Origin of the sequence: Roseburia faecis (assembly GCF_001406815.1) — a bacterium.
Lineage (GTDB): Bacteria > Bacillota > Clostridia > Lachnospirales > Lachnospiraceae > Roseburia > Roseburia faecis.
The window spans coordinates 1-1,179 of sequence record NZ_CVRR01000064.1; the positions used below are offsets into that span (position 1 = coordinate 1).

Consider the following 1,179-nt stretch of genomic DNA (forward strand, 5'->3'; position numbering starts at 1 on the left):
ATTGCTCTCATGCCTATAAACCATACAAGTCTCACCTAGCACTCTTTATTATATCAAACAAATCTTTCACTCGATCATTCTCTGCATCAAATGACTATTTTCCGCATAGAACGACTATCTCCTATAGAAACGCAGAAGCACTGTATCTCAAACTCTTTGAAATACAATGCTTCCCTGCATTTTCTATATCGTCATGTTGATATTATTACTTTACTATCCTGCACACTCTCTGGGAGTGACTGTATCTATCAAAAAAGAAGCCAGCAGTTTATTCTCGCACTACTGACTTCCTATATTATTCATTTTATTTACTTCGCTGCGTCTCAGACAAGTTTTCCATCTTTAAACACAATCTCTTGCCCTCCAGGTATCCGTCCTCTCTCTTATCTGCACCGATTACCTTTGCGATGGACTGCGCCACCGAAGGTTTCTCGGCAATTACTAATTTTATATTTTTTTCACTCAAATTTTGTTTCCTTCTTTCATTTTTTATTTGCTTTTTGATAGCATAAATGCTATCATGTATATAGAATAAATATTTCCACTTGGAGAACATATACTAATGTACAACATTGAATTTTAGGAAGATTCCAATGGCAGATCAGAGCTTTGGGAATTTCTTGAATCTCTTCGAGTCAAAGCAGCTACAAACAAAGATGCCCGTATTCAATACAAGCAGATAAGTTTGTACATCCAGCTCCTCGAAGATAATGGTACACGGCTTAATGAAAATATCACAAAACACCTTGATGATGATATCTGGGAGCTTCGCCCAGGCAATAACCGTGTTTTATATTTTTATTTCAAAAATGATACCTTTGTGCTTTTGCATCAATTCCGCAAGAAAACTCAAAAAACTCCCAAGCGCGAAATTGAACGGGCAAAGGCTGAACGTGATGATTACCTTGCCCGAAAGGAGGCTGAATGATTATGAAAACCTGGAATGACTATAAGGAACATGTAAGAACCGTTGATCCTGAAATTGGAAAAGACATCGATGAAGTTGAAAATATTTCCTCCATCGTAAGTGCCATGGTGGAACAGCGTACTTCTCTTGGACTTAGCCAGAGAGAGCTTGCTGCTATGTGTGGTATTCCACAATCATCCGTAGCACGGATCGAATCCTGCAAAACAACCCCGAATCTCGGAACACTGCTTAATATTTTTCAGCATCTCGGT

At 38.4% G+C, this 1,179-nt stretch carries 2 protein-coding genes and 1 pseudogene; 2 read left to right on the forward strand and 1 reads right to left on the reverse strand.

Going from position 1 to position 1,179, the window contains the following annotated elements; all coding sequences use genetic code 11:
* Nucleotides 1–358 precede the first annotated feature (358 nt).
* A pseudogene (locus M72_RS18285) lies at nt 359–451 on the reverse strand (DNA topoisomerase III); the annotation flags it as partial.
* Nucleotides 452–679: 228 nt separating this feature from the next.
* On the opposite strand from M72_RS18285, the gene M72_RS14160 reads away from it, so the two are divergent.
* Entirely contained in the window at nt 680–928 is a 249-nt protein-coding gene (locus tag M72_RS14160) for a type II toxin-antitoxin system RelE/ParE family toxin (protein ID WP_226948437.1), read from the forward strand.
* Between the two features lie 2 nt (nt 929–930).
* Nucleotides 931–1,179: helix-turn-helix domain-containing protein (locus M72_RS14165; RefSeq protein ID WP_055068688.1), on the forward strand; the 249-nt coding region annotated here is incomplete at its 3' end.